This window comes from Nonomuraea rosea (assembly GCF_039539705.1).
In the GTDB taxonomy this organism is placed as follows: Bacteria; Actinomycetota; Actinomycetes; order Streptosporangiales; family Streptosporangiaceae; genus Nonomuraea; species Nonomuraea rosea.
Genome location: NZ_BAABDQ010000001.1, coordinates 216,853 through 242,675, shown reverse-complemented (window position 1 = coordinate 242,675; position 25,823 = coordinate 216,853). Strand labels below are relative to the sequence as shown.

Sequence of the window (25,823 nt, the reverse complement as noted above, 5' to 3'; positions counted from 1 at the left end):
CCGGACCAGAGGTCCGGGCCTTCGGCCTTTCTCATCACGCGCGGTCAGTAGCCGACGTAGCCCGAGCCGCTCTTGCTGCCGACCACGCCGGGCACGTTCGAGACCGAGCCGTAGCGGGAGATCGCGTACCGCACGCCCGCGATGATGTTGTCCACCGGGTCGTAGATGTTCTTGTGCCCGGCCAGCGAGTACGAGCTGAACGTGGGGTCGATGGTCTGCATCAGCCCCTTGGACGGCGTGCCCTTGGCCGCGTTGGAGTCCCAGTTGTTGATGGCGTTGGGATTCCCGCCGGACTCGTGCCGGATGATCATGGCGATGTCGCTGGCGTTCATCTTCGAGGCCGGGACGCCGTTCTGCGCCAGGATCCTCATGGCCTCGTCGATCCACTCCTTGAGCTTGCCCGTCGGCGCGGGCCCGCCGCCGGCCGGTGGCGGGCCGCTGGGGCCGTAACCGCCGAAGCCGCCTGAGGTGCCTGAGGTGCCCTGCGTGCCGCCGCCGGAGTAGGACTCCGTGGAGGTACGGTTCCGCTCCTGGTAGCTGGGATCCCGCTGCCAGTCGATCGTGCGCCCCTTCTCAGGGGTGAAGTCCTGGGTGGACACCTCGGGGATGCCGTGGAAGGTCAGCTCGCGCTCGTCCATGACCAGGTTGATGGCCTTCTTGGCCTTGGTCACGGCGCGGTCCGCCGAGTCCACCCACGGCTGGGCGTCCGTCTTCGCCTGGTTGACCAGCTTGGTCAGCCCCGGCTTGACGTCGTCCTCCGTGGCGTCGGGGTTGTTGGCGAAGTAGCGGGTCCGGTAGTTGCCGGCGTTGGTGCTCAGGTCGCGGCAGATGGAGCTGATCTCGGTGTGCGACTCGCGCAGCGCACTGGCGGCGCCGTCGAGTGAGCCCGCGGCGTTGGACAGCGCGTTCTTGAGGCCCTCGGCCGCAGTGCCGTACTTGCGCATGTAGGTGTCGAACTGGTCGGCTGAGCGGCCCTGCCACGCGTCGTCCACCGTCTGGACCGCCGCGCCCAGCGCCCCGGCGAACTCGTTGATGTCGCCCGACACGCTCCGCCAGGCGGTGGCGAGGGTGTCGATCTTGCCGGGATCGCCGGTCACCTTGCGCAGCATCGCGTCGAGCGCGTCGCCTCCTGGCAGGTGCGCGACGCTCATGAGGTTGCCTTGTGGGTCTTGCGGATGTTCTCCTCCACGTTGCTCAGGCCGCGCTCGGTCCCTGCCAGCTTCCTGCGGGCCTCGTCCATCTCGCCGATGACCGCGGACCAGACGTCGTTCGCGGCCGAGGCCAGGGTGCCGGAGTCGGTCAGGTGGCCGAAGGTGTCGGCGCCGACGGGCGTCCTGTTGTTGTGCGGCTCGCCGTTGTCGCCGTACGTGAGCTTGCCGGGGTTGCGCTCGGTCAGGGTGTCCTCGTACTGGCCGGCGGCCGTGTGGATGGCCGTGCGGCACCTGTCCAGCGCGGACAGATGAATGTCAAGATCCGCCATTGCCCGGCAGTCCTCCTCGCGAACGGTTGCGGACGATCATTCCCGGCCGGCGTCCATGAACGCCGTCTGCATCAGGCGGGCCCCGTACCGGCGGTCCACCAGGTGACCGCGTCCCTGGGGGAGCGGCTGCGGGCGGACGTTGCCGAACAGGTAGCCCTCGTCCTTGTTGCCGGACATGAGCAGCGCCGGGGTGGCCATGTCCTTCATCCGCTGGATGATCGGGTCGAACATGGCACGGCTCGCGCCGCCCATCTGGCGGGACAGCACGAGGTGCAGGCCGATGTCGCGGGCCTGCGGCAGCAGGTCGGCCAGCGCCAGCAGCGGGTTGGACGACGTCGCGACCAGGTCGTAGTCGTCGACGAAGATGTACAGGTCGGAGCCCTGCCACCAGCTGCGCTCGCGCAGCTGCTCCGACGTCAGGTTCGCCGGGGGCAGCCGGTTCAGCAGGGCGCCCTTGGCGTCGTTGATCAGCTCGGCGGCGGCCGTGCTGGAGGCGGCGTAGCCGATGCGGTGCTCGGTGGCCGCGGAGTCGAGCAGCGACCTGCGGTAGTCGATCACGATCAGCATGGCCTGGCTCGGCTGCTTCCTGCTCACCAGGCCTTCGGCGATGAGCTTCAGCAGGTTCGACTTGCCGCTCTCGTTCTCGCCGAACACCACGAAGTGCGGGTCGGCGTCGAAGTCGAGCGACACGGGCGACAGCGTGGCCTCGTCGATGCCGATCGGGATCCGCTCCGGGTCGTCCGGCAGCGCGGAGACGGGCAGGATCGCGGGCAGCAGCCTGACGGGCGGCGCGGGCGGTCCCTGCCACGACTCGCGGACGGCCTGCACCATCCCGCGCGCCCCGGTCCCCAGATCGGAGGAGTTCTGGACCCCGTCGATCCTGGGCAGCGCGGACAGGAAGTGGAAACCGTCCTTGGTCAGCCCGCGTCCCGCCGCGCCCTCGGGCACGGCCAGCGCCTTCTTCCTGCTGACCTCGGACTCGTAGGCGTCGCCGAGCTTGAGCTCGATCTTGGTGCCGAGCAGGTCGCGGATGCTCGGCCGGAACTCCGACCACTTGTTGGTGGCCGCGACGAGGTGGATGCCGTAGCCGAGCCCGCGCGCCGCGATGTCGGTGATGATCGGCTCCAGCGTGTCGAACTCCTGCCGCAGCGTCAGCCAGCCGTCCACGACCAGGAACACGTCGCCCCAGCCGTCGCCCTCGATCGCGCCTTCCGCGCACAGCCGCCGGTAGGAGGACATCGACTCGATGCTGCGCTCGCCGAAGTCCCGTTCGCGCCGCTCCAGGATCCCGCTGATCTCGGCCACCGTGCGGCGTACCCGGTCGGTGTCGAGGCGGGTGGCCACGCCGCCCACGTGCGGCAGCCCCTCCAGCGAGGCCAGCGCGCCGCCGCCGAAGTCGAGGCAGTAGAACTGGACCTCGCGCGGGGTGTGCAGCAGCGCCATGCTGGCCACCATCGTCCGTACGACGGTGCTCTTGCCGCTCTGCGTGCCGCCCGCGATGCCCACGTGTCCCGCGCCGCCGGACACGTCCAGCCAGAACGGGTCGCGGCGCTGCTCGAACGGCTTGTCGATGATGCCGACGACCGCGTGCAGCCGGCCCCTGCCGCTCCAGCCGGTGGTGGTCAGGCCGTACTCGGGGGTGACCGAGAGCGGCGGCAGCAGATGGGCCAGCGTGGGCGGCTCGGACAGCGGCGGCAGCCAGATGCGGTGGGCCGCGGGGCCCTGCCCGGCCAGCCGGCCCACCACGACGTCGAGCAGGCTGCGCTGGCTGGTGCCGGCGGGCTCGTCGTCGGACTGCGGGCCCACCTGGACGGGGGTGGTGATCTCGGGGAGCGGCACGTGGGCGGGGCCGTACTCGACGACCTCGCGGATCGTCGCCTGGCCGTCGGGCACAGGGGCCTGGGCCGGGTCGTCATGGTGGGCGGCCGAGACGTACGCGGCCTTGAACCTGGTCATGCCGGTCGTGTCGAACTTGAGGTAGCCGTTGCCGGGCGCGGAGGGCAGCTCGTACGCGTCCGCCACGCCCAGCACGACCCGGCTCTCCATGGCGGAGAACGTCCGCAGGCCGACCCGGTACGACAGATGCGTGTCCAGGCCGCGCAGCCGCCCCTCCTCCAGCCGCTGGGAGGCCAGGAGCAGGTGCACGCCGAGCGAGCGGCCCAGCCGGCCGATCATCACGAACAGGTCGATGAACTCCGGCTTGGCCGCCAGCAGCTCGCTGAACTCGTCCAGCACGATGAACAGCGTCGGCATCGGCCGCAGGTCCACGCCCTGCTCACGGGCGCGCTCGTAGTCGCGCAGCGAGGCGTAGTTGCCCGAGGAGCGCAGCAGCTCCTGACGGCGCACCATCTCGCCGTGCAGCGCGTCGTGCATGCGGTCGACGAGGGGAAGCTCGTCCTCCAGGTTGGTGATCACGGCCGAGACATGGGTGAGCGTCTCCAGGCCGAGGAACGTCGCGCCGCCCTTGAAGTCGACCAGGACGAAGTTGAGGATCTCGGAGGAGTGCGTGATCGCCAGGCCGAGCACGAGCGTGCGCAGCAGCTCCGACTTGCCGGAGCCGGTGGCTCCGATGACGAGCCCGTGCGGGCCCATGCCGCCCTGCGCCGACTCCTTGATGTCCAGCTCGACCACCCGGCCGTCGGCGCCCAGGCCGATCGGCACGCGCAGCCTGTTGCGGCCCGCCCTGGCCTGCCAGGTGACGGTGGTCTGCAGCCGGGCGGGGTCGCCCACGCCGAGCAGGTCGGTGAGCGTCGTGTTGGTGCCGAGCAGGTCGTGCGACTCGCCGCCGGAGTGGGCGGAGGCGCGCAGCGGGGCGAGCTGCCTGGCCAGGCCCTCGGCCCGCGCGTAGTCGAGCTGGTCGGGGTCGCCCAGCCGGGTCGTGGACCGCTTGCCCGCGTGGTCGATCTTCACCATGTGGAACCCGTCGGGCAGGATCTCCAGCCTGAGGGTGCTGGCCTCCTCGACCGGCCCGGACGAGTCCGACAGGTCGATCACGGTGACGCCCTGGATGGCGTCCGTGCCGAGCTGGGAGTCGTGCGGCACGTGCCCGCCGTCCACGATCACCAGGTGGTACGGCAGCGCGTCCGCGGCCGTGCCCGGCCGGAACCTGGCCCGTTCCTTCAGCTCGTCGCCCACGAGCTGGTCGAGCTGCGCCAGGTTCTCGCCCATCAGCCGCACCTGCCCGGCCGCGTCCACCTCTTCCGGATGCAGCGCGTGGGGCAGCCACTTCACCCAGTCCCAGTGCGGCATCGACTCCTTGCTCGCGCACACCAGGATCCGCATGTCGTCGGGGGAGTGGAACGTCGCCAGCTGCGCGATCATGGCCCTGACCAGGCCGCGGACGGCCCGCTTGTCACCGCTGAGCCGGATGCGCGCGAAGGAGTTGAGCGCGACCGCCACGGGCAGGCCCGACACCGTGGAGTGGGCCCTGACGAACCTGCGCAGCGCGCCGGCCGTGAGCGCGTCGAGGTCCTCGACCGGCTTGGAGTCGGGCGGGACGAGCTGCACGGCCAGCTTCTGCACGCCCGTGCCCAGGCGTACCGTGCCGAAGTCGTCGTCGCGCGGCCTGCGCTCCCACAGCCGCGGGCCCATGGCGACCCACCAGAGCGTGTCCGGGGCGGGCCCGCTCCATTCCAGCGCCTCGCGCTGCTGGACGCCGGCCTTGCGGACGCGTTTGCGGATCTGGGAGAGGTAGCGGAAGTAGTCTCTGCGCAGGCCGTTGAGCCGGTTCTTGCGCTCGCCGGCGTTGCGGCCGAACTGGCCGACCGTCATGCCGAGCATCGAGACGGCGAACAGGCCGCTGGCCACGTACATGATGGGGCTGGAGTTGCCGCCGGCGGTGAACATCAGCCCCATCGCCGCGCCTCCGGCCAGCATGGGGACGTACATGAGGATGCCCATGAGGCCGGCGGGCTGGATCTCGGGAATCTCCGGTGGGGATTCCAGCAGGATCTCGCCGCGCGGCGGCTGTGGGCTCGGCCTGCGCTCAGGACGTCGTACGACAACAATGCTCACTGACGGGACAACCCTCCTGTCACCTGGAACACTTTCTTACCAGACCCGCCGTCCCTATATGTTCGGCGTGTCGGATTTATCCAGCCGTAACTGGAGTAACCGTGACTTCGCTCGCACATCAGCCGATGCAGCCGATGCAGCCGACACCGTTCCCGCAGGGCGGTCAGCCGCAGATGCGCCCGCCGCTGGCGCCGCTGTGCCACGTCACGATCGTGGCCCCGCGCCGCAGGGTGGATCTGGCGTTGCCGGCCGACGTTCCGCTGCCGCACGTGCTGCCCGGGCTGCTGCGCGCGGTCGGCGAGGCGGGCGGCGACGCCTCCGGCTCGCCCGGCTGGGTGCTCCAGCGGCTCGGTGGCGCGCCGTTCGACCTCGGGCAGACGCTCGCGTCCCTGGGGGTGCTCGACGGCGAGCTGCTGTACCTGCGGCCCCGCGAGTTCACCTTGCCGCCCGCGCTCTACGACGACGTGGCCGACGTGGTGGCCAGCGGTGTCAAGGAGAGCACGGGCAAGTGGGAGAGCCGCCACACCAAGGCCATGGGCACGGGAGCGGCGGCCGTCATCCTCGCGCTCGGCGCGCCCGCGCTGGTCCTGTCGGGCAGCGCGCCGCTGGGCGTGACCGTGGTCGCGGGCATCCTGGCGGTGCTGCTGATCGGCGTCAGCGCGGCCCTGTCCAGGGCGGTCGGCGACTCCTCCGCGGGCGCGCTGATCGGCTACGCCGCGCTCCCGTACGCCTTCCTGGCCGGCCTGTACGGCCTCGTCAGCGGCTCCACGCTGGCCGGGCTCGGCGCACCACACCTGCTGGCCGCGCTGACCTGTACGGCCCTGGTGGCCACGATCGGCGGAACCGTGGTCGCCGACGGCGTCGCCGGCTTCCTCGGCACGGCGATCGCGACAGTGGTGGGAGCGATCGCGGCGGCCGTGGTCATGGTGACCGGCGTGCCCGCCGCGGGCGCGGCCGCCATGACGGTCACGATCCTGATCGCGCTCAGCCCGCTCATCCCCGGCCTGTCGTTCAAGATCGCCAGAGTGCCGCTGCCCGCCCTGCCCACCAGCGCCGAGGAGCTGCGCGCCGACAACCAGCGGCTGGACAGCGAGGCCGTCATCACCCGCACCGCGCAGGCCAGCCGGTACGCCACCGGCATGGTCACCGGCATCGGCCTGACCGCCATCGGGGCCCTGGTCTACCTGGTCACCACCCCGAGCTGGATGGCGATCTCGATGGCGATCGTGCTCTCCCTGGTCCTGCTGCTGCGCGCCCGCGTCTTCCACGGCCTCGGCCAGCGCCTCTGGCTGCTGTGCGCGGGCCTCGGCGGCCTGATGGCGGTGGGCGTCGCGATCAGCACGGGCGCGGGCACGGTGGCCGCCGCCGCGGTCGTGATGGGCGTGCTCTGGCTCGCCATGCTCGTCGTCGGCCTCGGCCTGTGGCTGCCGTCCGGGCGCCTCTCGCCGTTCTGGGGCCGCGCGGGGGAGATCGTGGACGTCATCCTGCTGATCGCGCTTTTCCCGCTGGCGCTCGGCGTGCTGGAGGTCTACACCTGGATCCGCGGCCTGGCCGGATAGCCACCCGCGGACGTCAGTCGTCGCGGGGGTCGCGCTCGGCCAGCCGCCGCAGCCGGTCGTTCCGGCCGGCCGTCTCCGCGCCGAACATCTCCTGAAATTCGGTGAACTGTCGCTGGATCTCCGCCAGCCCGATCTGCTGCGATCCCGGTACGGCCAGCAGCTCGCGAGCCTGGCGGTCCTGGTTCTCCTGCGCCTGCCGGACCGCCTGGACGACCTCTTCGGCCAGGGCCCCCACGTCCATGCGCAGCACGCGGGGCGAGAGGGTCAGGCTCTGCAGGCGGCCGTCGGCGTCCACGACGGCGGTGGCCAGCCCGCTGCGGCTCTCGCCCTTGCCGATGATGTCCCGCAGGCCCGCGGCGGCGTCGGCCAGGCGGGAGAGCTCGCGCTCGTTCTCCTTCAGCAGCTCTTCCACGTCGTGCTCGCTGTAGTCCATGGCACGCCACGTCATCGGCGGCCGGTTAATGAAAGGCGAGCCTGAGCTGGCGGGTTGCTGAACCGCCCATGAAGATCACGGCAAGCCCGCCTGTCCCCGCCGAAATATGGACAACAATCACGTTTGTGTCGAATACTCAGCAGGGTCCTGGCCAGGAGATCTACGTCACGTCATCCACGATCGCGCACACACGCAAGCGCGTCGACGAGGAGCTGCTGCCCTCCGTCGAGTTCGTGCACGGGCTCCAGCCGCTGACGGTCGTGGACGGGCTCGGTTTCGGAGCGATCGGCGGCATGATGATCGGCCCCGCGTACGAGGAGTTCCGCCGCTGGCTCGACACGACGATGACCGACGCGGAGAGCGCGGTGACGAGCTGGACGGAGTCCCTCGACCGGGCCAAGCGCAACTGGCGCGCGGCCGAGGAGGCCAGCATCGTGCGGTACCGCGGCTGATGAGCACCCCCGACCCCTGGGCACACACCCGCGCCACGCCGAACCAGCCGGTGCCCGGCAACCCGTACGCCACCCCGGCGGGCACGCCGACCACGCCGCCGAGCAGCGGCGGCTTCGGCGCTCCCCGGTATCCGGGCGCGCAGGGGTTCGGTGCGCCGAACCCCGGCCCCTACGCCACCCCGGCGCCGCAGCAGGCGGTGTCCGCCTGGCGCAACCCCTACATGACCTCGATGGGGGACCGGGCGCTCAACGTGCTGAAGCGGGCCGGCAAGCTCGCCCTGGGCCTGGCCCCGGCCATCGCCATCGCGGGCGGCATGCTGGCCAACGAGCCCGGCATGGCGCAGGCGGTCAGCGTCCTGGACAGCGGCATGGCCGCGCGGCTCGACGACGGCATCAAGCAGCTGCTCCCGCAGATCCTCAACACGGCCAGGGACGGCTGGATCGCCCTGGACCGGGACGAGTTCGAGCGGGTGATCTGGACGTTCCACCGCGAGATCGGCGCGCTGCGCAACGTGATCGCCAAGGGCAGCGGCATGCTCGACGAGGTCGCCGCGTCGTACCGGAGCTTCTGGACCTGGGTCATGCGGATGAGCTTCGCCGCGATCGGCCTGCTCGTGATCGCCAAGAGCCTGCAGCGGGTGCCCAACACGTCGGTGTGGGGGCTGCTGCTGGAGAGGTACATCACCGCCGAGGTCAACATCGCCACGCTCTTCCTGGCCACCTCGCTGGCCAGCACGCTGAAGGAGGGCGGCGACGTGCTCTCGACCATGGTGAAGAAGAACCACCAGTTCAGCTACATCACGCCGGGTGGGGACGCCGCGATCGACTTCAAGACGATCACGATCGACGCCAGGGAGTACCCCTCGTTCGAGGAGCCGGCCCAGAACACCGGGCTGCCTCCGCGCTACCAGGACTTCGACTGGATCGAGCCGAAGCGGGAAACTTCCGCCGCGACCCCCTAGAGTTGCCGAACGAAACCGTCTTCTGGGGCATTTGGGGTGTGAGGATGATCGAGCGCGAGTTCGGGGCGTTGGACCTCGGCAGGATCCTCAAGAACGCCGACGCGCAGATGGCGCGCGCCGCGGAGCTGCGGACGTCCATGGCCGAGCTGGTCGGCCGGGCTGAGGACGAGGACGGCCTGGTCAAGGTCGAGTTCGCCAGCGCGGGGCTGAAGGAGCTCATCCTGCACCCCAAGGCCATGCGGCTGACCTCGGGCGAGCTCTCCGAGCGCATCAAGGACCTCGTCAAGGAGGCCGCGGCCGACCTGCAGCGCCAGGTGGCGGCGATGATGGCGGAGACCTTCGGCGAGGAGAACCCCATGCGCTTCGGCACCGACGCCGACGGGGCCATGGAGCAGGTACGCGAGTCCGAGGCGGCCTACAACAGGACCGTCGGGGACCTCATGGGCGAGCTCGACAAGATCCGCCAGCGCATGGAGGGCTGACCCCGGATCGCGAATCGCGGGGCCGGCCCTGCCGCGGGCGTGCTAGCCGATCTTCTCGGGGCTCGTCTGGTGCGGTGAGGACCAGATGTCGCCCTCCGGGTCGTAGATCTCCCGGTCGCGCTCGCTGCTCTGGTCGGCGGCGCCGCCGCCCATCCCCATCCCGGGCGGGTAGGCCATGAAGCCGGAGCCGGATGCTGCCCCGCCCCTGAGCACCGCCGGGCTCGCCGTCGGCCCCGTGCCACCCGTCCCGTACCACGTGCCGGTGCCCGGCTGTCCCGGCGCGGCCGAGTACGGGTTGGGCGTGGTCGTGGTCGTGGGCATCTGGGTCGTAGGGGTGACCGTGGTGGTCGGCGTGGACTGGTACGGGTTCGACGTCGTCGGCGTGGTGGGGTTGGCCGGGTTGGCGTCGGCGAGCTGCGTCTGGTTGTCCGCGCTGATGACCGGGGGCACGCTCTGCTGATCGGTGCTGTCCTGGGTCCCCGGCTGGTTCTGCGACGGGTTGTCGGTGCCGTTCTGCCCGGGGTTGGACGGGTCCTGCGGATTCGTGGCGGAGTCGTCCTGGCCGGGCGTCTGGTCCTGGCCGGAGTCCTGGCCCGGGTTCTGGTCCTGGCCCGGGTTCTGGCTCGGGTTCTGGCTCTGGTCCTGGCCCGGGTTCTGGCTGGACGGCCGGTCCCCTGAGGTGCCGCTCTGATCGTTCCCGGTGCTGCCGCCCGTGCCGGTGCCGTCCGTGCCGCCGCCGGTCCAGTACGTGGTCTTGCCCGTGGGCGTATCTGTGCCGCTGCCCGGGTTCAGCTTCGGCGCGTTCTCGGTGTCGACCGAGATGGGGTTGATCTCGGGCACTTCGAACGCCAGGCCCTCGGAGATCTTGGCGTTCAGATCGAGGATCTCGTTGTTCAGGTTCTCCAGGTGCTTCCTGGCGCGCGCGTCCGGGGTGAGCGACGGCAGCGTCGGGCTGCCGGTGAGCCCGCCTCCGGTGTTCTCCGAGGTGATCAGCGGGCTCGTCCCGTCGGGGCCGACGCCCGTGCCACCGGCCGAGCCGCCGTTCAGGCTCTCCTGGATGGAGGGGGCGGGCATCGTGGACTTGTAGTGCCTGACCCGTGCGGCGTACTGGGTCATCGGCTCGCCGGTCTGGTGCATGGCGGTGCCCAGCGCGCCCGCGCTGGCGTGCAGCAGCCGCAGCGCCTTCAGCGCCTTGGTGGCGCCCTCGCCCTGCCACACCTTGGCCAGCTCCTCGGCCGCCTTCATGAAGGCGGCCTCGACCCCGTCGTCGCCCCTGACCAGCTTGGCGGCGTCCAGGTAGCTCTGACCGGCACGCTCGATCCGGTCCGGGTCAGCGCTGTTCAGCCAGGCGGCGACCTGGGCCCTGGTGGTGTTGCCGCCGGGAGCCGTGGCACCGAGATAGTCGTAAATCCTGATCGGCTTCCACTGGTCAGCCATCTATGTCATCCCTGCCGCTTCTCACGCACTGCTGTCCTGGTGGCCTTTTTCGTAGTTCACGATGGCCTGCTCCACCGCGTCCGCCCACTTGTCGGCCTGCTCCTGGAGCTTCGAGTAGCTGTCCACGAACACCTCATAGGCGTTCTCGACGTTCAGGCCGAAGTAGTTGGCGACCTCCCACGAGCCGGAGGACTCCGGCCCGACCATGGCCAGTCCCGCCACGTTGGGCACCGTGCCGGGGCCGCTGTAGGTGGCGCTCATGTTCGGGAGCGGGTTGCCGGACAGCGCCCCGAGATTCTCGCGCAGCCGCCCGATCACGTCCCTGACACCCTTGTGATCGACGTACGGCCCGCGGCCGTCGTCGTCGCCGAGCCCGGGGAAGTTCCTGGCCAGCTCCAATTCCGGTGGGGGCGAGCCCCCGTCTGCTGGGCGGCTCATGCCTTGCCTTTCGATTCACCGCGGATGTAGGGATTCGTCGTCGCCTCGTCGCTCCTGAAGTACTCCTCGTCTTCGAGCAGCCACGTGGACCTGGTCCTCTCCTGCTGCTCCTGGCCGCCGCCGGAGCCGCCGTGCGGAACCATCGGGATCATGGAGGAGCCGCCGCTGCCGCGCATGGCACTCGCGGCGTTGGCGGCGTTGGCGGCGTTGGCGGCGGCGTTGCCGGCGCCGGGCACCCCGAGGTTGCCCGTTCCCGCATTCGGTCCCGCGTACGGGCTGCCGATGCCCGTGGTGGCGTTCGGCAGGCCGGTGGTGCCAGGGGCGTTGAGGGCCGTCGGGTCGGGGAACCCTGCCAAGGAGGTGTTCGGGCGGTCCACGCTGGTGTCCGGCGCGGCCGGGGTGGTCGCACCGGGGGTGGTGACGCCCGGGGTGTTCAGCCCGTTCGTGCCGGTCCCCGGTCCGGTGCCGATCCCGTCGAGGTTCGTGCCCGGGCCCGTTCCCGGTCCCGTGCCGGTGTTCGAGCCGGGGAACGTGCCGTCGGGGAGCCCGCCCGGCAGGTTCGGGTCGCCGAGCCCCGGGATCTGGTGCTGACTCGGGTCCTGCAGGCCGTCCTGGTTCGGGTAGCCCAGGTTGCCTGGGCCGGTGCTCGCCGGCAGGTACGGCTGGCCCGGCCCGGTCGGCAGGCCGTTGGTGAGCCCGTTGCCGTTGTTCACGGGGATGGTCGGGACGTCCGGGGGGAGGCCGCCGAACTGGGGGATCTCGGTCCTGAGATTCGCGGGGAAGACGTTGTTGTTGAGCTTGGTCGCGTCCGTCAGCAACCGGATGTGCTCTTTCGCCTTCTTCCTGTCCTGCTCCTCTTTCGAGTCGCCGAAGAGGTTCTGCATCGGGCCGTCGGTGAAGATGGCGGTGACGCCTCCGGCTATCGTGCCCACGACGGCGCCGATCACCGCTCCGGGCACGGCGCCGATCATCGCGCCGCCGGCCGTCCCCACCATGCCTCCCTGGAACGCGCCCTCCAGGATGGAGACGTCGCGATCAGGTGACTCGGGCAGCTTGTCCCCGCTGAACGCCGCCAGCGTGTGGGCCTGCAGAAGCAGCGCGGGCGCGACGCCGGAGGGGTTCTTGGGGCACTGCTCGGCGTTGACGGGCTGGTCGGTGATCGTGGTGGACACGTCCGCGGCGGCGTCCCGCAGCCTGCGCAGCGAGGACTTGACCGTCTTCGCGTCGTCGCCCACGGTCCAGTGCAGGTCCAGCTCCCGGAGGTGCTTGTCGATCACTCCGACCAGGTTGTCGAGGCGCTGCTTGGCGGTGAGGAGCTCGGAGGCGGCGTTGCGCAGCAGCTCGGGCTTGTTCTTGGAGAGAGTTTCCCGAAGCATGTCGAGCGTCGCGCCGTCGAATTCGTCACCGTCGATCTGCGTCCTGATCGGCTGCTCGTATTCGGCCATCAGACCTGCCGCCGATCCTCGCCGCCCTCGGCGTTGTCGTAGTTGCGCAGCGCCGCGTTGAACAGCTCGATGACGCTCTCCACCTGGTCGGTGATGTTGGTGTAGGAGGTGGTGACGGCGCGGATGCCGTTGCCCGCGCTCGTCTGGAAGCCGAGGGCGGCCGGCCAGAACCCGCTCATGGCCTCGGCGTCGTCGTTCAGCTGGACGACCGACCCCGACTGAGCCAGAACGGGCGCGGCGCTGCCGCCGCCCTTGCCCTTGCCGCTTTCGGGGCGCAGGAGCGCGAGGGCCTCTTCCAGATCGGTCCTGGCGGCCTTGATCGCTCGTCGGCTGAGGTCTACCCCACGATCGGTGCCCATGCGCCCTCTCTGCTGTCAGCGCCCCCCGGCGGTACCACCCCGGCTGTCCTACTTGCCGTCGAAGATCTGGGCGTTGACCCGCTCGACCTGCTGCATGTTCATGTTCGTGATGTTGATGTTCTTCTTCATCAGGTCCACGAACTGCGACATGTCCCTGGCCTCGGTCTCCCAGACCTGCCGGACCTCGTCGAAGACGGTCTTGGTCTGGCCCTGCCAGATCGCGCTCTTGGCCAGCAGGTCCCGCTCCAGCTGCTCCAGAGTCGTGACCATGTCGTTGAACGCCCTGGCGAAGGCGTCCTCACCCTCTCCGAGCCCGGAGAAGTTGACCTTTGTGATATCGAAAATGTCATCAGCGGGCATTGCGGCCTCCAGTGCTGCTTAGTTGGTCACCTGCGGCTGGTGGTCAGCGCGACATCGGGGCGGCGTTGATCAGCGCGGCGATCTGGTTGATCGCCTCCGTCCGCTCCTGGTTGAACGCGGTGTAGTTGGTGTTGCTCGTCCCGATGTTCTCCGCCAGGCGGCGCAGGCTCCCGAGGATGACGTCCATGCGCTCGTGCCACTTCTTGTGGACGGCGTCGAACGCGGCCTGGGACTGACCGACCCAGTGCACCTTCAGGGTCACACCCGCGGTGTCGAGGTTCATCTGGATCGTGCGCAGGCGCGTGGCTGCGTCCTCGATGAGGGTGATCGCTGCCTTGAGATCGGCTTCACTTACTTGAGTCTGCGGTTCGGCCCCCACAGGGTCTCCCTTGCTTGCTGGTCGGCTGACTCCTGCCGACACCTAGAGTCGGCAGGTTCGTCACATTAGTGAACTTCAGTCTCTAGCGTCGCACGTGCTGACGTTAATTTTCCATATCATTGGGGCGGATGGTGGGTGTATTCCCAGAACGCAGTGATTTAGGACCCCTGGTGGGCGTAGGCGACGACTGACCGTAATGTCGCGCTATCTGCCTGTACGACGCCTGTGAGACTGGCGTAGCGTATGGGGGCGAAGTGACAAGGGGGGCACATGGCCGACACATCCGCGAGCGACAACCCCTTCGGGGACTACGCGAACCTGGGCACGAGCATGGACCCGGGCTCCATCGACCCCAACTTCAAGATGCGCCATTCCAGCGTCAGGACGCTGGGCACGAACGTGGGCAGCTACGGCCAGGACTTGACGCACATGAGCGACAAGACCCGGTCCATCGACATGCACACGATGACCTTCGGCGTGATCGGCGGCGGCCTCAACGTCGCCCACCGCTCGGTGCGCGATCACGCGGCCGACGCGCTCAAACAGGGCAAGGACGTGCTCGACTCCTGGAAAGAGGCGCTCGCCACCGCGGCCGACAACACCCAGCAGGCCGAAGAGGCCGGCAAGACCGACAAGACGCCCAAGACCCCCCAGCTTCCGAAGACGCCCACCACCGGCATGGGCAAGATGCCCACCGCCGGGATGGGCAAGATGCCGACCACCGGGGCGGGCGAGATCCCGAACACCGGGCTGGGCGATCTCGGCAAGGACAAGGTCGATCCTGGGGACCTGGGGATCGACACCCCCAAGCCGGGCGATCTGGACACGCCGGGCCTGGATCCGTCCGACGTGGACACGCCGGATCTCGACCAGCCCGACCTGACCCAGCCTGACGTGACGCAGCCGGACCTCACCCAGCCCAATGTGAACCAGCCGGATCTGACCACCCCGGACCTGTCCTCGGCGCAGCAGCCGAACACGGCGGTCCCCGATCTGAGCAGCGTCAATCAGCCCCCGAAGACCGATCTCGCCGGCGTGGACCCGAACCTGGCCAACACCGCCATCCCGCAGGTCCGCACCCCGGACACCACGGCGTACGATCCGCGCACGTCCGCCTCCATCCCGCGGACGACGGTCGGTTATCCGGAGGGCACGCTCGGAAGCGCCGGCCCGGCGACGGGCGTGGGCGCGCCGGGAAGCATCGCCCGCGCGCTCAACACGGGCACGCCGATCTACCCGCCCCCCATGGGCGGCGGCGCCGGCGGCGCGGGCGGCGAGGACAAGGACCGCGAACGCGGCGCGCACGTCCCCGAGGAAGAGGGCGTGTGGGGCATGGACGACGACTACGCGCCGGCGGTGCTCGGCAGGGAGGAATAGGCGAGGCAAGTGGCGTCTTACGACGGGGATCTAGAGCTCTTCATCGGAGCCCAGGCGACCGCGACGACGGCCGCGGTGGTGATGCCGTACGCGTGGCCGATCGTCGGGCTCATGGGGATGCTGATCGCGGATCCCGCGGAGCAGCACCGGGCGGCCGAGCAGTGGCTCGACAAGAACTCCGTCAGCATCGCCGCGGCCCCGGCCGCGACCGGGTCGCCGTTCGTCCAGCAGACGCGGCAGGAGTTCCACCCGCCGATGGTGGAGCCGGCCCGGCCCGACGCGGGGACCAGCGACCTGGCCTACCTCCGCAGCGAGCTGCGCCGGTTGAGCAAGGACATCGGCACCTCGGACGACTGGGCGGGCCGGGCGTACTCGTCGTTCCTGGAGAAGGTCGAGGTGCTCGACGGGCACCTGGCCACGCTCGACAGCAACAGGGAAGGCACCGGCAACACGCTCAAGGCCTCGGCGCAGGGGTTCCACGCGCTGATGGTGTTCTGTGTGGCCATCGCGGCGGCGCTGGCGGCGCTGGCGGCCTACGTCTCGCTGGCGCGGGCCTCCGTGGCGTGGGCGGCGCCCGCCGAAGGACAGGCGTTCAGCTTCGTGACCACCATGCACACGACGATGAAGGAGGTGTTCGCCAACCACTGGAAGCTCGTGCTCAAGGCCAGCGTCATCCTCGGGCTGGCGGGCGTCGCCTACAACCAGTTCGCCCAGGACCTGCCGGGCCTGCAGGCCGTGTCGGGCAGCAAGCCGAACCTGATGGAGGCCAGCGCCATCTACAACCCGGCGGAGGCGGACATCGGCGACTCGCCGGAGAGCCAGTTCGACACGAGCCAGCTGGAAAGCGCCTCGCCTTTGCCCGAGTTCGGCTGGTGAGGACCGGGCGCTACCTGCTGGCGGCGGTCAGGGGCGATCTGGCCGCCACGGGGTCGAGCGCCGGTCCCTGCGGGATCGAGTGCATGAGGCTCGCGGGCACCGGTGCGACGTCCGTGGCCTCGTAGCCCAGGCTCGTGAGCGCGTCGGCCGACGGCACCGGATAGCGCACCCCCTGGTCGGTGATCAGCGACAGCGCGCTCGTCACCGCGGCCAGCTGGCCCTCACCGGGCAGGACCCCGGCCACGACGGCGCTGCCCGGCGGGAGCAGAACCTGGTCGAAACGATCCTGAACGCCTCCGTTCGACGGCGTCGGAATCGCGATCTTGCTGCCGACCGTCACCTTCGTCGCGACCGAGCCCGCCGCCGTGTTCGGGTAGACCGAGCAGAGCGGCACCGTGGCGGGCACGTTGATCACCTTGGGCATGGACGCCGGCAGGGTGTTGTCCATGACCGTCTGGCGCGAGGGCGACGCGTTGGCCGAGGCGGCGTCGATCTGTACCGCCTGCACCGGCTTGGTCCCGTACGCCTTCTTGCTGGCCGGGTCCTCCAGCAGGAGCCTGGCCTGCACCGCGGAGATCGGCGCCAGGCCGTCGTTGAGCAGCACGTACCAGCGGGCCGCGGTGCCCGGCAGGGCCGGCACCGTGAAGACCTGGCCGACCACCGCCGTGACCTTGCCGTTGGCCCGGACCTTGCGGCCCAGGTTCGCCACTCGCGGTCCCCTGAAGTCGTGGCCGGCGGGCAGCGCGCTCAGCCAGGCCGCGGGCACCTTCCTGGGCTGCGCGTTGAGCGCCCGCACGCCGTGCTCGTTCACCCGCAGCCGGCGATCGCCCCAGATCACCCAGTTCTGCTGCCCGTCGGAGACCACCATCGCGTCCCCGCCCACGGGCCTCCCGCCGACGTCCGTCCCGCCCACCAAGGTCGTGTACGGCTTACGCCCGCCCAGGTTGTCGGGCCCTTCCACCACGCACACCGACCACGGCGCCTTGACCAGCTTCTTCTTGACCGGCAGCGAGTCTGGCGCGCCGGAGATCCCGATCAGCGGCCCCCGCGTGAGCTCGGCCAGGGAGGCGGCCGCCACGTTCCGGGTCTTGATCTCGCCGCCGCCCAGCACCAGGCGGGCCGAGACGTAGTTCGCCACCGGCAGCAGCCTCTGTTGCTGCTGGTTGTAGACGAACTTGGCCCCGCTCTCCTCCTCGACCAGCAGCTGGCCCGGGTCGGTCAGCTTGGTGGCGTTGCCGGGGCTGACCAGCCCCCAGATGCCGAACACCGCCATCACCAGGATCCCGATCAGGATCCCGCCGAAGGTGGCCACGTTCTGCCGCCGCATGGGCGACTCGGCCACGTCCGGCTCGGCCTGCAGGAGCGCCATGCCGAGCCGTTGCTGCATCAGGCGGTGCGCCTGATAGAGGTCCTTCTTGGTCTGCACAGCGCCTCCCCGCGGTCAGAACCCGCGCATCAGCATAAACGCCCTTTTGTCCCGACAACCTCTCGCGCACCATATCGACAGCCCGGCTAAGGAAGCAGCAAACCCCAGTACAACGCCCAGGGAACGAGCACCACACCCCCCGCGACCAGCACCCCGACCCGCACCCGCTCACCACGCGACACCTGCTCAGGCTGCCGCCGCACCGTTTCGCCGCGCGGCGCCAGGTCATCCCGCTGGGGTGCGGTCTGAGGTGCGGTCTGGGTTGTGGTCTGGGTTGTGGCCTGGGTTGTGGTCGCTTTGCGCAGGCGCAGCACCGTCAGCGCGGTGCAGACGACGGTCACCACCGTGAGCGCCTGCAGAACCAGCCAGACGAGCGGCCTGCCGGCCACCAACGGTCCTGGCGCGGACAGCTTCCCACCCGTCATGATCAGGTAGAACAGGTAGGCGAACCCGCCGAGCACCACGGCCAGCCCACCGGCGCTGACCACGCGGGCCACCTTGATCGGCGGCGGGCCACCCCGGCGCCGCACCCGGCGAACCGCCGCGACCACGGGATATCCCCCGAACGCCACCAGGAACAGCACCAAAGCCGCCGCCTGCACCCCGGACGACTCCCACCACGCGACCGGCGGCACCCCCACGGAGTCGTCGGCCTGCACCGGCGCGGGCCCCGACACCTGCGCCTCGGGCGCCTGACCGGTGGTCACCTCGCCCACCCAGCTCCCGACCAGCTCCGCGTAGCCGGGAGCGAGCTCCGGCAGCCGGGTGACCCCGCCGTCCGGCGTCCGGTGCGCGGCATGATCGGCGTCCGCGAAGAACCGGAACGTGTACTGCCGGTTCCCGCCCTTCTCCAGCGCCGCGGCGAAGATCGGCGGCGTCTCCCTGGGCGGCGTCAGCAGGTCGTGCACGCCCCAGATCCCGAGCACGGGCTGCCGAACATTCGCGAGGACTCGCTCAGGGTCGTAGTAGGGCTCAGGGGTCATCCCGCCGTCCGCGATGACCCGGTAGAGATTCGGCTCCACCCTCTCGACGAGAGGCCCGCCCACGCCCGCCTTCCGCAGCCCGGCCGCCACCGCCCAGGACTGCTGCCGCAAGGGGTGCAGCGCATTGGCGCCGACGACGATCGCGAAGGCGATGTCCTGGGATCGCGAGGCCGCGAGCGGTGCGACCCATCCGCCCTCGCTGAGCCCCCAGATCCCGACCTTGGCCGGATCGACCCCCGGCTGCTTCCGCAGTGCTCCGACGGCGCCCAGCGCGTCGTCGGCCAGCTGCGAGTAGGACCGCTTGAACAGCGAGTACCCCTCGGAACGCTTGTCGTAGATCAGCACCGACAGCCCCTGCCGGGCGAAGGCCACGGCTTCACCCAGCAGCTTCTCCCGCGGGGTTCCCGTACCCGCGCCATGCACGAGCACGACGCCGGGCCGCCCGCTCTTGGCGCCTACCGGACTGACCACGCTGCCGTGCAGCACGAGCCCGCCGCTGCCCGGAAAGCTCACCTCGCCGGCCACCAGATCTGCGGGCAGCGCCAGTGGCTCACCGCCATCCGCCAGCGCGGGAGAGGACACCAGCGCTAACAGTGCGACCACCAGGGCCGCGATCAACGTTCGCATACCGCCGACACTAGTCTGCAGAGACTTCTCGGCAAAGACATGTCTGCAGATATCCTTCTCAAGGACTAGCCTTCTCCTCATGAAGGACGACGAACCGTTCGTGCTCGACGACCCGGACAGGCTCAAGGCGCTGGCCCACCCCATGCGCCGGCGCATGCTGACCCACCTGAACATCCACGGTCCGGCCACCTCGACCACCCTCGGCGAACTGCTCGGCGCCAAGACCGGCACCACCAGCTACCACCTGCGCCAGCTGGAGAAGTACGGCTTCATCGAGGAGATCCCCGAACGCTCGTCGGGCCGCGAACGCTGGTGGCGACGCGCCGAGATCCCCCGCGACATGCGCCTGCCCAAGCCCGACGACGTCGCACCGGAGAACCGGGCGGTCCTGGCCGAGTTCCACCGAATCGGCTTCGAGGAGGACCGGGCGCTGCTGGACCGCTTCCCAGCCGCCTACCGCGCCGACCCGGACTGGGCGAGGGGCTCACGGGGGATGGCCCGGATGACCAAGCAGGAGCTGAACGAGTTCCACGACGAGTACGTCGCCCTGCTCCTCAAGTACAGCCGCCGGGCGGAGGACGCCCCACCCGACGCCCGCCCCCTGTACGTCCGCTTCTTCACCCTCCCCGCCGACGACTGACCCCACCCAAGGCAACCGCCCGAGCCACCGAGGGAACGCGGCCCGAAACCGAAACGCGCACCCCAGACCGGCCCCGGCCGCCCGGACAACGCGGAGCGGCAGCGCCCCAACCCTTCGCGGGCCGTCCCACACCCCCCGGCCGTCCCACAAGCCTCCGGACCTCCCGAACCCCCTTCGGACGTCCCACACGGCCCTTCCACGCGACCCACACGGCCCTTCCAGGCGGGGGGCCTCCAGGCGGCCCACACGGCCTCTCCACACGACCCACACAGCCCTTCCAGATGGCCCGCGCCGCCCACACACCACGGGAAGCGGTCGGGAAGGCCTCAGCCGTTGTCCGGGAAGGCGGTCTGGATCGGGGTGAGGTTGCCGGTCGTCACCAAGAACCCGCGCCCCGGCGGCCCGCCCACGGTCCCGCGCGGGAGGCGGATGGTGAAGATGTCCCCATCAGCTTGGCTCTGAACCGCCAGCAACAGCCCCGTACGGGACTTGCGCGTCTCGGCCGCGAAACCGCGATAGGCCACGGCCAGATCCCCAGTCGTCCCAGCGATCAGCAGCCCGTGATCACCATCCCGCCCAGAACGAAGCACCTCCTCCAGCGCCGTCCCCAGCGGCGCATCCGGATTGATCAGCTCAGCGTCGTCCACCAGCACCACATACTGCTGCAGGTCGGCGACCAGCTCGGGCAGGTCGGTGGCGTTACCGTCCAGCACCGCCACCGCCCCGGCCAACTCGCGCAACGGGCTGCGTCTCGGGGCGACGGCGATGACCGGCGTCCCCTGGGCGATCAGCGAATAGGCCGCCGTCATCAGAGCAGACGAACGCCCGGACCGCGACGGACCCGCGATCACCGCCCCGGGCCCGAACGCGAGCAGATCGAGCCCGAGCGGCGCAAGGGCATCGCCACCGGCGCCGATCAATCCCCACAAGGGCGATGGGGGGCTGAACGCCGGATCCAGGGCGAGCGTCTGGGACGCCGTGATCCGCATCGGCAGGGCGTCCACCCGCAGGGGTGGTTCACCTGCCCAATGCCACCCGCCCGTGCCGGCCGCAGGCGCCCGACCATGAGCCGGGCTCGCCCCACGGCGCTCTCCCAGCCCATCACCGCCCCCGCTCATGCCTTGCGCGGCGAGCTCCGAATCCCGGCCATAGCGGCCGGGAGGAGCGGTGGCGGTACGCGCCAGCGCCTGGAGCGCCGCCACCTGCGCCGGGCCCGCCGGGTCGGCGGACAGCAGGGCGATGTGGTGCTCGACGATGCCGTGCTCACCTATCGAGAGTGCCCGGCCGGGTGGGACCGACGCAGGCAAGCCCTTGAGCGGGAAACCGGCCAGGCCGTAGTCGGACGGGTCGGAGAGTCGCAGGAGCAGACGGTCGTCGAAAACGGTCGAAACCTGGCCGAGTAGTCCGGATCGGTCGCTGGTGACCACCGCCCTGAGCCCCACCGCCGGCCCTTCCCGCAGGAGCTGCATCAGCGCCTCGATCAGGCGGCCGTAGTCGTAGCTCTCGAAGGCGGCGACGAAGCCTTCCCAGCGGTCGAGCAGCAACACCATCCAGGGGAGACGGTGACCCGCCTGGCGGTATTCGGCCAGGGAAGCGTGCCCGGCTTCGGCCAGGAGCTGCTGCCGACGCCCCACCTCGCCCCTGAGCCGGGTGAGCAGGCGCTCTACCCGGTCGAGCTGGTCGCGCGTCACCACGGCGCCGCAGTGCGGCATCGCCACCAGCGGCAGGAGTGCTCCCGACCCGCAGTCGACGGCGTGTACGTGGACGTCCTCTGGAGAGGCGAGCGCCGCGATGGAGCCCGCGATCGTGCGCAGCGCCGTCGATCTGCCGCTGCGCGCCGCCCCCGCGATGAGCAGGTGCCCTCCGTGGGGCAGGTCGAGCGCCAGAGGACGACGGTCCTGAGCCCACGGCCGGTCCGTGACACCGAACGGCAGCGGCGCCACCTCGACGAACGCCTCCGATTCCGATGCCGGGTCGCGGCCGGCGGGGAAGGGATGGCTCGGGGCCGCCGACGCCGGATGGATCCCATCGGCCTGGCCGGCGACGTGATTCGGCGTCCCGGGCAAGGAGCGATCGCCGTGATTCGGGGCCCCAGGCAAGGAGCGATCGCCGTGCCGGGGGGCCCCAGGCAAGGAGCGGTCGCCGTGCCGGGGGGACCCAGGGGAGGAGCGGTCGCCATGGTCAGGCGTGCCAGGTGAAGAGCGATCGCCGTGGCCCGGAGCCCCGAGGGACGGCTGGCCCGAGCCCTTCAGCGAGGCCGGCCTCGGGTCCGAGGCAGGTGCGCCGTGAGAGCCGTCCAGCGGGCGATGAGCGGGATCGCGTGGCTGGCGATACGCCGAATCATCCGATGGGTGATGGACGCTGCCACCCGACAGGCGGCGGGCGAGGTCACCCGGCAGACGCTGCGCAGGGTCGCCCGAGTGGTGCGCGAGATCGCCCGGCGAGCGGCGTCCGGGGTCGTCCGAACGGTGTGTGAGATCGCCGGGCGAGCGGCGCTCGGGATCGTCTGAAGGGTGTGTGAGGTCACCGGGCGAGCGGCGTCCAGGGTCGCCTGAGAGGCGTACGGGATCGCCGGGAGAGTGCTGTGCCGGGTCGCCCGGCAGGAGGTGTGCGGGGTCCCCTGCCGGAGGGTCCTGGGAGGAGGTGAGTGCCGGGAGGTCGAGGACGAAGTGGGTGGGGAGGGGGTCGAGCCACGGGCTGGGCTGGCTGGGCACTCCGGCCAGGCGGGTGGCCTCGATGAGGGCGTCCGCGACGAGGGTGAGGTCGGTGATCGACGAGTCCTCCGCCGGCTCGGGCGGCGGCGGGAGCGCCTTGCCCAGGGTCCACCACTCCACGTTCAGCACCCGTACGCGCGCCTGTGCCCCGCCGAACGGGTCCGGCGACGCGGCCGGGCTGCGGCCCCCCACCCTGGCAGTCTGTACGGCGGTCGCCGCCCCGACCCCCGAGCGCACATAGCACCGGCCTGGCGTCGACTTGGAGATGTGCGCCGCGTCGGGCAAGTCGATGACATCGGATGATTCGGCAGGCTCGGTCACCCGCAGGGCGATCCGCAAGGAGGTGTTGGCCTGGATGTCGGCGGTGACCACACCGGCCGGCCGCTGCGTGGCCAGGATCAGGTGGATGCCCAGCGAGCGGCCCCGGCGGGCGATGTCGACCAGGCCCGCGACGAAGTCGGGCAGCTCGGCCACCAGCGCGGCGAACTCGTCGATGATCAGCACCAGGCGCGGCATGCCGGTGCCCGTGTAGTCGTCGATATCCTTGGCCCCGGCGGCCAGCAGCAGGCGCTCCCTCCGGCGGATCTCGGCCGCCAGCGAGTCGAGGGCCCGCTGGGTCAGATGGCCGTCGAGGTCGCTGACCATGCCGACCGTGTGCGGCAGGCGTACGCACTCCTTGAAGGCGGCCCCGCCCTTGTAGTCGATCAGCACGAACGTCAGCTGGTCCGGCCGGTTGGCCACCGCCAGCGAGCAGATCAGCGTCTGCAGCAGCTCGGACTTGCCCGCGCCCGTCGTACCGGCGATCAGGCCGTGGGGGCCGTCGAGCTTGAGATCCACCGAGAACGGGCCGTCCGGCCCCACGCCGATCAGCGCGCGCGTGGAGCCCCGGTCCTGCCACTTGGCGGCCAGCGCCTGACCCGCCGGGCTGGGCATGCCCATCAGGTCGAGGAGGCGGACCGCGCCGGGGAGGTTGCCCCCCGGGTCGTCCCTGCTGACGTCGCGGATGGGCGCCAGCGCCCTGGCGAGGCGATCGCACCAGGTGGGGGAGACGAGGTCGGCGAGCACCGGGCCGATGACGTCGAGGCCGCCGCCGAGCAGGCGTACGAGACCGTCGTCGCCGCACGCGGCCACGGTCTGGCACTCCTCGGGAAGCAGCCGCTGGTCGTCGTCGATGGCCAGGGTGAACACCCCAGAACGCGGCCCCTGCCGCAGCACCTGCGGCATGTTGGGCAGCCCGCGCAGCACCTGGGCGCCGTCGAGGATCACCAGCACGTCGTAAGGGCGTACGTCATAGGAGGAGAACGTGGGCTTCTCCGGCCCGCCGAGGTCGTCCCACCCGGTGGGGATCTTGCCGAGCTCGGGGATGGCGGTGTTCTGGCGTTCGTCGATGAGGGCGGCCAGCTCGGAGACGCGGCGGGCCGCCGACTCCGGGTCCGTGCCGACCAGCGCGACGCAGTCTTCGCCGGCGCGCGGCGCGCAGTGCGGCAGCCAGCGCATCCAGCCCCAGCGCCGCTCGCCGTCCGCGTGCGCGGACACGACCACGATGGCCAGGTCACGGGGGCTGTGCAGGGTCGCGGCCTGCGCGATCAGCCAGCTCGCGAGGCTCGTCGCAGGGGTACGGGGACCCGTGACGCCCGCCACCCCCAGCCTGCGCATGGCCAGCGCCACGGGCACGGAACGGCAGATCGGCGGATCGATGGGCCCGCCCTGCTCCTCCGACAGCTCCAGGTTGGCGGGCAGATCGGCCAGCCCGACCCTGAGCCTGAGCGCGTCGGTGTCGTGGATCCTGCGTTCCCACAGCCGCCTGCGCGGGCCCGTGGCCGTGAGCAGCACCTGAGCCGGGTCGGGAGCGTCCGCCCGGCGCGCCGCCTGGTCCGCCACCCTGGCTCGCTCGACCGCCTCGTCGTACGCCTCGACCTGCTCCTTGAACTCCTTGATCGCCTTCTTGTGCTGCTTCTTGCCGTGGCGACGGTCGCTCCACCACTGGCCGATCATGATGACGGGCGTCATGAGGGCGACGAGCAGGTAGTACCACTGATTCAGTGCGAAGGCCAGCGTCACCCCGAGGACGGCGGGCAGAAAGGCGGCGAGGAGCTGGAGCCGCAGGCCCTCGTTCCTGCCCGGCTCCTTCGGCTTGACGAACTTGCGCTCAAGCTCGGGACGCCGGAGCCTGGGCGGGCGGTTGTAGGCCACGCCGCCCTCGTTCCTCGGCGCCAGGTGCGCGTCGCGCGGCTCGATCGAGGTCAGCACGAACACCGACGCTCCGCAGGTCAGCACCGCGCCGTCGGGCCATTCGACCGGCTCGGTGAGCGGCTGGGCGTCGAGCTCGGGGATCTCCTCATAGCCCGCGGCGAACTCGGCCGCCTCCCGCTCCGCGACCCGCGCCGTGAGCTCGGCGACCTCCTCGGCCCAGCGGCCCTTGAGCTTGATCCTCGGGGCCTCACCCGGCTGCTGCCAGGTCCGTTCGACGGTGATCGCGTCCGGAGTCACGCGTACGGTCGCCGCCTCCGGAGCGAGCGCCGGATCGTCGGCGGCCACCGCGCACGTCGGATCGGAGCCGATGACGTGGACGCCCAGCCCGAGCCGGTGCACAGCCCCCGCCGCGGGACCGCCCACCACCCGCACCTCGGCCACCCCGCCAGGCTCCTCGATGAGGGTGGCGCGGGCGAGGCGGGGGTCGAGCGTGACGATGTCACCGTCGCGCAGCACGGTCGCGGCGCGCGCCCGCGGATCGAGCGGCCGCCCGTTGCGCCACAGCACGTCCCCGAACTCGCCCGGGTCCGTCCCAGCGCTGAGACCACCTCCGTGGCGGCCACGCGAGCCACCACGGGGAGCTTCGCCGAAGCCACCACGGGAACCGTCCCAGGAAGCGTCGCGGAACCCGTCCTGCGAAGCGTCGCGGGAGCCGTCCCGGAAACCGTCACGGGGAGTGTCGCGGGAGCCGTCACGGAAACCGTCACGGGGAGTGTCGCGGGAGCCGTCGCGGGAGGCATCACGGAGTCCACCCCAGGAGCCATCACCGGGAACACCGTCGTGGGGCACGCCTCCAGACCCGCCGCCATGGCGGCCGCCGCCGTGGCGGTCGGCGGGGTCGTTCCCCCTGCCGGTGAGTTCGGGCCGTCGCGGACGGGGCACACGGGGCGCGGGCTGCTCTTCCAAGGGCGCGCCGTCGGCCGACAGACCGTAGGGCGCACGCGCTCTGGGCAGCCGGACGACCTTCGCCAACGGCCCGCGATCGCTGAGCGCCTCGCTCACCGCCGCCACTGTGGCGCCGTCGTCGCCGTCGATCACGACGTCACGACCGCTCTGCCCGCCGAGCACGGTGAGCATGATCCGCATGGTGCAGTCTCCTCGCTCGACCTCGGGCCGCCCAAGGTAGC

At 70.8% G+C, this 25,823-nt stretch carries 20 protein-coding genes; 7 read left to right on the top strand and 13 right to left on the bottom strand.

The annotated features are described in order from the left end of the window. Window positions 1-44: 44 nt before the first annotated feature. Genes ABEA43_RS01125 through eccCa form a run of 3 tightly spaced genes read right to left on the bottom strand, consistent with a single transcriptional unit; the run spans window position 45 to window position 5,494 of the window. Entirely contained in the window at window positions 45-1,151 is a 1,107-nt protein-coding gene (locus tag ABEA43_RS01125) for a transglycosylase SLT domain-containing protein (protein WP_345557665.1), read from the bottom strand. Next, on the bottom strand, window positions 1,148-1,480 hold the full coding sequence (locus tag ABEA43_RS01120) for a hypothetical protein (protein ID WP_345557663.1): 333 nt from the start codon (window positions 1,478-1,480) through the stop codon (window positions 1,148-1,150). Before ABEA43_RS01120 ends, ABEA43_RS01125 begins: the two co-directional genes overlap by 4 nt. Before the next feature lie 36 nt (window positions 1,481-1,516). After that, window positions 1,517-5,494, bottom strand: a complete 3,978-nt coding sequence (gene eccCa, locus ABEA43_RS01115) for a type VII secretion protein EccCa (protein WP_345557661.1) — start codon at window positions 5,492-5,494, stop codon at window positions 1,517-1,519. Between the two features lie 101 nt (window positions 5,495-5,595). Between eccCa and eccD the strand changes: the two genes are divergently transcribed. Next, complete coding sequence (eccD, locus tag ABEA43_RS01110; RefSeq protein WP_345557659.1) at window positions 5,596-7,053, top strand: type VII secretion integral membrane protein EccD; 1,458 nt, start codon at window positions 5,596-5,598, stop codon at window positions 7,051-7,053. Window positions 7,054-7,066: 13 nt separating this feature from the next. Here eccD and ABEA43_RS01105 read toward each other — a convergent pair whose 3' ends face one another. Further along, window positions 7,067-7,501 (bottom strand): YbaB/EbfC family nucleoid-associated protein, encoded by a 435-nt coding sequence (locus ABEA43_RS01105; protein ID WP_345557657.1) that lies wholly within the window; start codon window positions 7,499-7,501, stop codon window positions 7,067-7,069. 110 nt (window positions 7,502-7,611) lie between these two features. Between ABEA43_RS01105 and ABEA43_RS01100 the strand changes: the two genes are divergently transcribed. The 3 genes from ABEA43_RS01100 to ABEA43_RS01090 are packed head-to-tail and all read left to right on the top strand — an operon-like array spanning window position 7,612 to window position 9,382. Further along, complete coding sequence (locus tag ABEA43_RS01100) at window positions 7,612-7,938, top strand: hypothetical protein (protein WP_345557655.1); 327 nt, start codon at window positions 7,612-7,614, stop codon at window positions 7,936-7,938. Further along, window positions 7,938-8,900 (top strand): hypothetical protein, encoded by a 963-nt coding sequence (locus ABEA43_RS01095; RefSeq protein ID WP_345557653.1) that lies wholly within the window; start codon window positions 7,938-7,940, stop codon window positions 8,898-8,900. Before ABEA43_RS01100 ends, ABEA43_RS01095 begins: the two co-directional genes overlap by 1 nt. A 44-nt stretch (window positions 8,901-8,944) precedes the next feature. After that, the gene (locus ABEA43_RS01090; protein WP_345557651.1) at window positions 8,945-9,382 is read left to right on the top strand and encodes a YbaB/EbfC family nucleoid-associated protein; all 438 of its coding nucleotides are present in this window, start codon (window positions 8,945-8,947) and stop codon (window positions 9,380-9,382) included. Window positions 9,383-9,424: 42 nt separating this feature from the next. Here ABEA43_RS01090 and ABEA43_RS01085 read toward each other — a convergent pair whose 3' ends face one another. Genes ABEA43_RS01085 through ABEA43_RS01060 form a run of 6 tightly spaced genes read right to left on the bottom strand, consistent with a single transcriptional unit; the run spans window position 9,425 to window position 13,800 of the window. Continuing rightward, a complete protein-coding gene (locus tag ABEA43_RS01085) occupies window positions 9,425-10,819 on the bottom strand; it encodes a hypothetical protein (protein ID WP_345557649.1) in 1,395 nt (464 codons plus the stop codon). 21 nt (window positions 10,820-10,840) lie between these two features. Beyond that, window positions 10,841-11,257 (bottom strand): hypothetical protein, encoded by a 417-nt coding sequence (locus tag ABEA43_RS01080; RefSeq protein ID WP_345557647.1) that lies wholly within the window; start codon window positions 11,255-11,257, stop codon window positions 10,841-10,843. Continuing rightward, the gene (locus ABEA43_RS01075) at window positions 11,254-12,702 is read right to left on the bottom strand and encodes a hypothetical protein (protein ID WP_345557645.1); all 1,449 of its coding nucleotides are present in this window, start codon (window positions 12,700-12,702) and stop codon (window positions 11,254-11,256) included. Before ABEA43_RS01075 ends, ABEA43_RS01080 begins: the two co-directional genes overlap by 4 nt. Then, window positions 12,702-13,061: a hypothetical protein gene (locus tag ABEA43_RS01070; protein ID WP_345557643.1), complete on the bottom strand. Its 360-nt coding sequence runs from the start codon at window positions 13,059-13,061 to the stop codon at window positions 12,702-12,704. Before ABEA43_RS01070 ends, ABEA43_RS01075 begins: the two co-directional genes overlap by 1 nt. Window positions 13,062-13,109: 48 nt before the next feature. After that, complete coding sequence (locus ABEA43_RS01065; protein WP_345557641.1) at window positions 13,110-13,421, bottom strand: WXG100 family type VII secretion target; 312 nt, start codon at window positions 13,419-13,421, stop codon at window positions 13,110-13,112. A 43-nt stretch (window positions 13,422-13,464) separates the two neighbouring features. Continuing rightward, entirely contained in the window at window positions 13,465-13,800 is a 336-nt protein-coding gene (locus tag ABEA43_RS01060) for a WXG100 family type VII secretion target (RefSeq protein ID WP_345557639.1), read from the bottom strand. Window positions 13,801-14,070: 270 nt separating this feature from the next. On the opposite strand from ABEA43_RS01060, the gene ABEA43_RS01055 reads away from it, so the two are divergent. Together ABEA43_RS01055 and ABEA43_RS01050 are read left to right on the top strand one after the other, a co-directional pair. Further along, window positions 14,071-15,177, top strand: a complete 1,107-nt coding sequence (locus ABEA43_RS01055) for a hypothetical protein (RefSeq protein WP_345557637.1) — start codon at window positions 14,071-14,073, stop codon at window positions 15,175-15,177. Between the two features lie 9 nt (window positions 15,178-15,186). Then, a complete protein-coding gene (locus ABEA43_RS01050; RefSeq protein ID WP_345557635.1) occupies window positions 15,187-16,053 on the top strand; it encodes a hypothetical protein in 867 nt (288 codons plus the stop codon). A gap of 10 nt (window positions 16,054-16,063) precedes the next feature. Here the strand turns inward: ABEA43_RS01050 and eccB are convergent, their stop codons facing one another. Together eccB and ABEA43_RS01040 are read right to left on the bottom strand one after the other, a co-directional pair. Beyond that, window positions 16,064-17,479 (bottom strand): type VII secretion protein EccB, encoded by a 1,416-nt coding sequence (gene eccB / locus ABEA43_RS01045; RefSeq protein ID WP_345557633.1) that lies wholly within the window; start codon window positions 17,477-17,479, stop codon window positions 16,064-16,066. Window positions 17,480-17,565: 86 nt separating this feature from the next. Next, window positions 17,566-19,089, bottom strand: coding sequence for an alpha/beta hydrolase family protein (locus tag ABEA43_RS01040; RefSeq protein ID WP_345557631.1), 1,524 nt, complete (start codon window positions 19,087-19,089; stop codon window positions 17,566-17,568). A gap of 79 nt (window positions 19,090-19,168) precedes the next feature. Between ABEA43_RS01040 and ABEA43_RS01035 the strand changes: the two genes are divergently transcribed. After that, complete coding sequence (locus ABEA43_RS01035) at window positions 19,169-19,729, top strand: ArsR/SmtB family transcription factor (RefSeq protein ID WP_345557629.1); 561 nt, start codon at window positions 19,169-19,171, stop codon at window positions 19,727-19,729. A 326-nt stretch (window positions 19,730-20,055) separates the two neighbouring features. Here the strand turns inward: ABEA43_RS01035 and ABEA43_RS01030 are convergent, their stop codons facing one another. Next, window positions 20,056-25,782, bottom strand: coding sequence for an FtsK/SpoIIIE domain-containing protein (locus ABEA43_RS01030; protein ID WP_345557627.1), 5,727 nt, complete (start codon window positions 25,780-25,782; stop codon window positions 20,056-20,058). Window positions 25,783-25,823: the final 41 nt, after the last annotated feature.

Coding starts and splice junctions, on each gene's coding strand:
- ABEA43_RS01125 (WP_345557665.1), bottom strand. CDS start 1,151: ATGAGCGTCGCGCACCTGCCAGGAGGCGACGCGCTCGACGCGATGCTG.
- ABEA43_RS01120 (WP_345557663.1), bottom strand. CDS start 1,480: ATGGCGGATCTTGACATTCATCTGTCCGCGCTGGACAGGTGCCGCACG.
- ABEA43_RS01105 (WP_345557657.1), bottom strand. CDS start 7,501: ATGACGTGGCGTGCCATGGACTACAGCGAGCACGACGTGGAAGAGCTG.
- ABEA43_RS01095 (WP_345557653.1), top strand. CDS start 7,938: ATGAGCACCCCCGACCCCTGGGCACACACCCGCGCCACGCCGAACCAG.
- ABEA43_RS01090 (WP_345557651.1), top strand. CDS start 8,945: ATGATCGAGCGCGAGTTCGGGGCGTTGGACCTCGGCAGGATCCTCAAG.
- ABEA43_RS01085 (WP_345557649.1), bottom strand. CDS start 10,819: ATGGCTGACCAGTGGAAGCCGATCAGGATTTACGACTATCTCGGTGCC.
- ABEA43_RS01080 (WP_345557647.1), bottom strand. CDS start 11,257: ATGAGCCGCCCAGCAGACGGGGGCTCGCCCCCACCGGAATTGGAGCTG.
- ABEA43_RS01075 (WP_345557645.1), bottom strand. CDS start 12,702: ATGGCCGAATACGAGCAGCCGATCAGGACGCAGATCGACGGTGACGAA.
- ABEA43_RS01070 (WP_345557643.1), bottom strand. CDS start 13,061: ATGGGCACCGATCGTGGGGTAGACCTCAGCCGACGAGCGATCAAGGCC.
- ABEA43_RS01065 (WP_345557641.1), bottom strand. CDS start 13,421: ATGCCCGCTGATGACATTTTCGATATCACAAAGGTCAACTTCTCCGGG.
- ABEA43_RS01055 (WP_345557637.1), top strand. CDS start 14,071: ATGGCCGACACATCCGCGAGCGACAACCCCTTCGGGGACTACGCGAAC.
- ABEA43_RS01040 (WP_345557631.1), bottom strand. CDS start 19,089: ATGCGAACGTTGATCGCGGCCCTGGTGGTCGCACTGTTAGCGCTGGTG.
- ABEA43_RS01035 (WP_345557629.1), top strand. CDS start 19,169: ATGAAGGACGACGAACCGTTCGTGCTCGACGACCCGGACAGGCTCAAG.
- ABEA43_RS01030 (WP_345557627.1), bottom strand. CDS start 25,782: ATGCGGATCATGCTCACCGTGCTCGGCGGGCAGAGCGGTCGTGACGTC.